Source organism: Streptomyces sp. NPDC086077 (assembly GCF_040686175.1).
Classification (GTDB): domain Bacteria; phylum Actinomycetota; class Actinomycetes; order Streptomycetales; family Streptomycetaceae; genus Streptomyces.
This window is the reverse complement of the sequence record NZ_JBFBJT010000257.1, coordinates 1-5803: the sequence shown is the minus strand read 5'-3', so window position 1 is coordinate 5803 and position 5803 is coordinate 1. Positions and strand designations below refer to the sequence as shown.

Genomic DNA, 5803 nt, shown 5'->3' with positions numbered 1-5803 from the left:
TACCGTCCACCCACTGGTCGGGCCACCAGCGCATCCACCAGTACGCGGGCGAGGTCACCGAGTCCTACGGCGGCTATTCGATCAACATCGACCGCGACTACCTCGACGTGGGCAGCGGCACCCCGCCACAGCCGAGCTGCACCGGAGCGAACCTCGACTTCACCGCGTACACCACCGTGCAGAGCGGCTCGACCGGCAACCTGGTCAAGGCGGCCCAGTGCCTGCTGAAGGCCGCCGGACACGACCCGGGCACCCCGGACGGGATCTTCGGCCCCGACACCACCACCGCCGCCCGGAACTTCCAGTCCAGCAAGGGACTCACGGCGGACGGCGCGGTCGGCCCGAGGACCTGGACCGCGCTGCTGTCGCGAGGATCCACCCCGACCGTTCAGAACGGCTCGACGGGCGAGGCCGTCTCCCGTCTGCAGCGTGCCCTGACCGCGGCGCTCGGCAGGACGGTGGGCATCGACGGCATCTTCGGCTCGGGCACCGCAAAGGCCGTACGCGACTACCAGTCCTCGCGCGGGCTGGGCGTCGACGGCATCGTCGGCCCCGGCACCTGGGGCGCACTCCAGTCAGGAAGGTGAGCCAGGGGTCATGAGACAACTCGGACGCATCATCGCGCTGTTCGCCGCGGTGGCAGGTCTGCTCCTCGGAGCGGGCATCCCCGCGCAGGCCTTCCCCCAGGCCGCGTTCCCGCTGACGAGCAACGGCAGCCGGGGCACCGACGTCGTCGCGCTCCAGCATCTGCTGACCGCGCACGGCCGAACGGTCACCGCGGACGGCGTCTTCGGCTCCGGCACGCGCAGCGCCGTCGTCGGCTTCCAGCAGTCCAAGGGCCTGACCGCGGACGGCATCGTCGGGCCCGCCACCTGGGGCGCGCTCGCCGTCACCGTACGGCAGGGCGACAACGGGCCCGCGGTGCAGGCGGTCCAGTCGCTGCTCAACGCCAAGCGGGGTGCCGGGCTCGCGGCGGACGGAGCTTTCGGGCCCGCCACTCAGACCGCGGTCCGCACCTTCCAGTCCCACGCGGGAATCGGCGTGGACGGCGTGGTCGGACCGACCACGTGGAAGAACCTGCTCTGGCACTACGAGAACATCGACTTCGGCGCGGGCTCCATGTGCGCACAGAGCCCGGACGGCAACGCCGGCGCCCACTGGGCGACCGCGGGGGCCGTCGGCCAGCTCGAAGCCGCGGCCGCCACGTTCGCCGGCACCGGCAACGGCCGACTGCCGGTCGGCGACGCGGGGTTCGAGCACGGCGGGGACATACCCGGCCATGCCAGCCATGAGGTCGGGATGGACATCGACGTGTGGCCGATCCGCACCGACTCGGCACAGTGCACCGCCGGACGCATCACCTGGCAGTCCTCGACCTATGACCGCGCCGCCACCCGCCGGCTCGTCCAGGAGATCAGGGCGAAGGCCCCCGGTCATGTCGAGCTGATCTTCTTCAACGACCCGCAGCTCATCTCGGAAGGCCTGACCACGAACTACCCGAACCACGACAACCACCTGCACATCCGGTACCGGTAGCCGGGGGTGCCCGCGGGCCCGGGGCTGCGGAGCTCGGGCCCGTGGGCGAGCTGGTCCGGAGCCCGCCTCCCCTTCTCAGAGGTGCGGGCCCGGTCTCGTGCGGTCTGCCGGTCAGGCGTCGGCGCCCGCCTTGCGGCGGCGGGCGACGACCACCGTGCCGGCGCCGAGCACGAGCGCCGCGCCGGCCGCGAGGGCGACGTGCGGCAGCGCGTCACTCGAACCCGTCTCGGCGAGCGGGCCGTCGTCTCCGGACCCGTTGTTCACCGGGGTGGTGGAGACGCCGCCCTGCTCGGTGGTGTCACCGGTGTCACCGGGCTTGCCCTCGGCGTCCTCGACCTTGCCCGGGTCGCTGCCCTTGGCCAGGATCTGGAACTCGTACTGGTCCAGGCCCGGGACACCGCCGCAGGACTCGTCCTCGTTGACGTAGTCGGCGGAGACGAAGGCGGCGCCCTGGCCGGCCGGAATGCCGGCGTCGACCTTCAGCCGCAGCTTCACGTCGACCGAGGACCTGGCCTTCAGGGTGCCGACGGACAGCTCCTGCAGCAGGTCGGCGTCGCGCCACGTGGGGTTCGCGGCGGTGGACCACTCCAGGTCGAGGTAGGCGTCGAGCGGCTTGATGCCCTTGGCGTCGAAGGCGTGGACGGCGGCGTACGGGTAGACCTCGTCCATCGTCTTTCCGGTGCCGTTGGTGACGCGCAGGGTGAAGGTCGCCGTGGTGCCGCCGACGACCGTGTTCGGCAGCCCGCTGACGACGGCGGTGAGCTTGGGCTCGGCGACGCACTCGCCGCCCGGCTCCTCGCCCTCCTCGGCCTCGGCGTCGGCCAGCGCCTTCTTCGCGTCATCCAGCTTCGCCTTGGCCTCGTCCCTCGTCTTCTGGAGGAGGGAGATTTTCCGGGCCTGGGCGACACGGGCATCGGTGTAGGCGGTCCGCGCCTCGGTGGCCTCGGTGTCCGCGGCCGTCTTGGCCTCCGCGGCCTTCTCGGCGGCCTTCTTGGCCTCGTCCAGCGCCGTCTGCGCCGCGGCCTTTTCCTCGTCGGTGGTGGCGGCGTCCAGCTCTGCCTGGGCGTCCACGACGGCCTGGTCGGCGTCGGCCTTGACCTGGGCGGCGGCTTCGGCGGCCTTCTCCGCCTCGAGCATCGCGGCCTTGGCCGGATAGGTGTCCGCCTCCATGTCCTCGGTGAGGACCTTGATCGCGTCGTTCACCGCGATGACGGCGGCGTCGTACTCGTTCTGCGCGACGGCGACGGCCTGCTTGAGCTCCTCGATCGTCGGCTTCGCCTTCTGCGTCCGCGCGGCCGGCCTCTCGTCGGCGAAGGCGGGCGCGGCCGAGAGGACGACGACCGGGGTGGTCACGGCAGCGGCGACGGCGGTCGCGAGGACACAGCGAAACTTCACGAAGGAGACCCCTGGTCGGACGGCGGCGAAGTGGATCGGGGTCGCGCCGACGGTGTGGTCACGCGGCGCGACGCCCACGAGATCGTACGACCCGCACGATCAAGACCGCGGGGCGCTTGTCACGCCCCTGACGGAACAGGCGCCACATCCTACGAATAAATGGCACGAACACAGACAGTTGCCCTAGGAGGCCCCACTTTTTCTGTGAGCCATCTCATCGCACCGCGCACCGGGAGCCAGGTGGGGTCACTGGAAGTCCTGCCAGCGGTCCGGGTCGCATTCGAGCATGGCGCGGTCCCACCGTCCGCGTTCCGCCGCCGCCTCGTAGGTGGTCTGCAGGAATCCGAGGAGCGCGTCATCCGGGTCGCCGGCGGTGCGCACGTCCTCGTACGGCAGCAGGAACTGGCCGTTCTCCCTGCTGTAGAAGGCGCCAGCCGGGGTGACCGGGTGGTCGGCGAAGCCGTCGGGCTCCGGGTAGGCGTAGGCGTAGAAGGCGCCCTCCTCCCCGCCGCCGGGCCAGAAGCCGCAACTGCTCAGCTCGCGGGAGTAGCCCTCCACCATGACCCAGTCACCGCAGTTGGGTGCGCCGCCCGGGTGTTGCGGGGCGCTGCGGCCGGAGAACCTGGTGCAGGCCAGGTCCATGGCTCCCCAGAAGTAGTGCACCGGACTGACCTTGCCACCGAACCGCGAGCGGAAGGCGCCCATGACGCGCTGCGCCTGGAGCAGTTGGCGCCAGAAGAGATGGGCCGCGCCGGCGTCGTAGGAGGAGTGGTGGTGATCCTCGGCGAACGGGATCGCCGGCTCCACTTCGTTCGGTCGGGCCTTGATCGGCACCTGGATTCCCAGCTCGTCCAGGGCGCGCATCGTCTCGCTGTGGAACTGGGCCACCGACTTGGGCGCCAGTGCCACGTTGCGGACGGCGCCCTCGCTGCTGCGGATGCACAGCCGGTGGTCGATGAAGTCGAACTCGATGTCGAAGGCTCCGGACCCGTACGGGATGGCGGACGTGGTCAGCCCGCGTGGACTCACGTACAGCGTGACCTGCCACCAGTGGTTGATCAGCGGTGCGTGCGCCAGACGCACCTTGCCGACGATCTGGGTCCACATGTGCAAGGTGTCTCGCGTGTCGGCCCAGTCGGCCACCAGGAGCCGCGGCCATGCTTCGCGCGTGGGCGTTGTCTGCTGTGTCACCGTTGTGCCTTCCGTCCGTGCAAGCAGGTTCACCCCCGCGCGGCCTCGGGGCAAATCGGCGGCCCTCTGGACACCGATGATGACTGTACGAGGTTGTACAGGCACCAGGAGTTGTGGTCCAGTCGCTCGCGTCGCCTACGCCAGGGCGATATCCAGTTGTGCGGAGCCGGGCGGTTCCGTTGTGGCTGCTGGAGGACCTCGCCCGGGACCTCGACCTGCGCCCCGGCATGCGGATTCTCGACCTCGGCTCCGGCAAGGGCGCCACATCGGTGTTCCTGGCCCGCGAGTACGGCGCCGAGGTCGTCGCGGCCGACTGGTGGGTCGCGCCCGAGGACGCGGCAGCCGTCTTCGCCGAGGCGGGTGTCGGCGACCTCGTGCAGGCCGTGCGGGCGGAGGCGCACGCCCTGCCGTTCGAGGAGGAGAGCTTCGACGCCGTCGTCAGCGTGGACGCGTTCGAGTACTTCGGCACGGCGGACAGCTATCTGCCCTACCTGGTGCGTTTTCTCCGCCCGGGCGGACAACTGGGCGTGGCCACACCCGCCATGACCCGCGAGGTCCGTGAGCTCGGGGTGATCCCCGTGCACATCAAGGAGGTGGTCGGCTGGGAGGCGATCGCCTGGCACACGGCGGAGTGGTGGCGCTTCCAGTGGCAGATCACCGAGTTGGTGGACGTCACCTCCGCGCGGCTGCAGCAGGACGCCTGGCGTGACTGGCTGCTGTGGGCCAGGGCGGGAGCCGAGCACCAGCCGGACGGCCGACGCGTGAACCAGCCCGTCATCGACATGCTCCTCGCGGACGGCGGGGAATTCCTCTCCTTCGCTCTGCTCACCGCGCGCAAGAGACAGACGCCCTGGCCGAGCCGACCGGCGGCCGAGGCCGTCAGGCAGGAGGAGTCTGACCGGCCTCCCGCTGCAGCCGGACGAGCAGGGCCATGAAGTCCAGCTCGCCCAGGCCGGTCGAGACGCACGCCTGAAGCAGTTGCTGAACGACGCCGGTGACCGGCAGCGGGACGCCGCCGGCTGCCGCCGCGTCGAGAGCGAGGTCCAGGTCCTTGCGCATGAGCCGGGAGCTGAACGTCGATGTGTAGTCGTCCGCCAGGAGGGGCCCGATCTTGTACTTCACCAACGGCGACGCGACCGCCGAGGCTCCGACGACCTCCAGAAGCCGGTCCCGTCGTACGTCGTGGGCCTCGGCCAGAGCGACGCACTCGGCCAGCAGCTCGGCCGTCCCGGCGACCATGAGGTTGAGAGCCAGCTTGATGACACGGGCGGCCTCCCCCTCGCCGACGTGGAACAGGTGAGGGCCGATGTCCCGAAGGAGAGCCTCGACGGACGTGAAGACGTCCTCCTCGCCCGAGGCGATGACCGTGAGGTTCCCGGCACGCACGACACCCGGGTTTCCGCTCACCGGAGCGCGGAGGTAGTCCACACCGCCGGCCGCGGCCGCGGCGGCCACCTGAGCGGAGACCTCCGCCGAGACGGTGCTCATGTCGATGAGCGTCTTTCCCCTGGCGGCCACGGCGTGCACGAGCCCGCCGTGGGGTGCGAGCGCGATGTCGGCCAATGCGTGGGAGTCCGCGAGCATCGTGATGCAGACGTCCGACCGGACCCAGGCCTCGGAGGGCTCGTCCAGTTCGAACGCGCCCCTTTCCAGCAGGCCGTCGGCCTTCCCCTTCGACCGG

At 70.7% G+C, this 5803-nt stretch carries 6 protein-coding genes; 3 read left to right on the top strand and 3 right to left on the bottom strand.

All coding sequences use genetic code 11. The features are described from left to right. Both AB0O67_RS36285 and AB0O67_RS36280 read left to right on the top strand, forming a co-directional pair. Positions 1-587 (top strand): peptidoglycan-binding protein (locus AB0O67_RS36285; RefSeq protein WP_365460038.1); only part of this gene is annotated, 587 nt, incomplete at its 5' end. Between the two features lie 10 nt (positions 588-597). Next, on the top strand, positions 598-1536 hold the full coding sequence (locus AB0O67_RS36280) for a penicillin-insensitive murein endopeptidase (protein ID WP_365460035.1): 939 nt from the start codon (positions 598-600) through the stop codon (positions 1534-1536). 111 nt (positions 1537-1647) lie between these two features. Here the strand turns inward: AB0O67_RS36280 and AB0O67_RS36275 are convergent, their stop codons facing one another. Further along, positions 1648-2931 (bottom strand): peptidase, encoded by a 1284-nt coding sequence (locus AB0O67_RS36275; protein WP_365460032.1) that lies wholly within the window; start codon positions 2929-2931, stop codon positions 1648-1650. 246 nt (positions 2932-3177) lie between these two features. Then, complete coding sequence (locus tag AB0O67_RS36270; RefSeq protein ID WP_365460028.1) at positions 3178-4122, bottom strand: DUF5996 family protein; 945 nt, start codon at positions 4120-4122, stop codon at positions 3178-3180. A gap of 158 nt (positions 4123-4280) precedes the next feature. Between AB0O67_RS36270 and AB0O67_RS36265 the strand changes: the two genes are divergently transcribed. After that, a complete protein-coding gene (locus AB0O67_RS36265) occupies positions 4281-5057 on the top strand; it encodes a methyltransferase domain-containing protein (protein ID WP_365460025.1) in 777 nt (258 codons plus the stop codon). Here the strand turns inward: AB0O67_RS36265 and AB0O67_RS36260 are convergent. Continuing rightward, on the bottom strand, positions 5002-5803 hold an 802-nt coding region (locus AB0O67_RS36260), incomplete at its 5' end, for an NAD(P)-dependent oxidoreductase (RefSeq protein WP_365460022.1). The genes AB0O67_RS36265 and AB0O67_RS36260 overlap by 56 nt on opposite strands.

Bases quoted from the DNA above. Each gene is read 5' to 3' on its own strand.
- AB0O67_RS36280 (WP_365460035.1), top strand. From the start codon at position 598: ATGAGACAACTCGGACGCATCATCGCGCTGTTCGCCGCGGTGGCAGGT.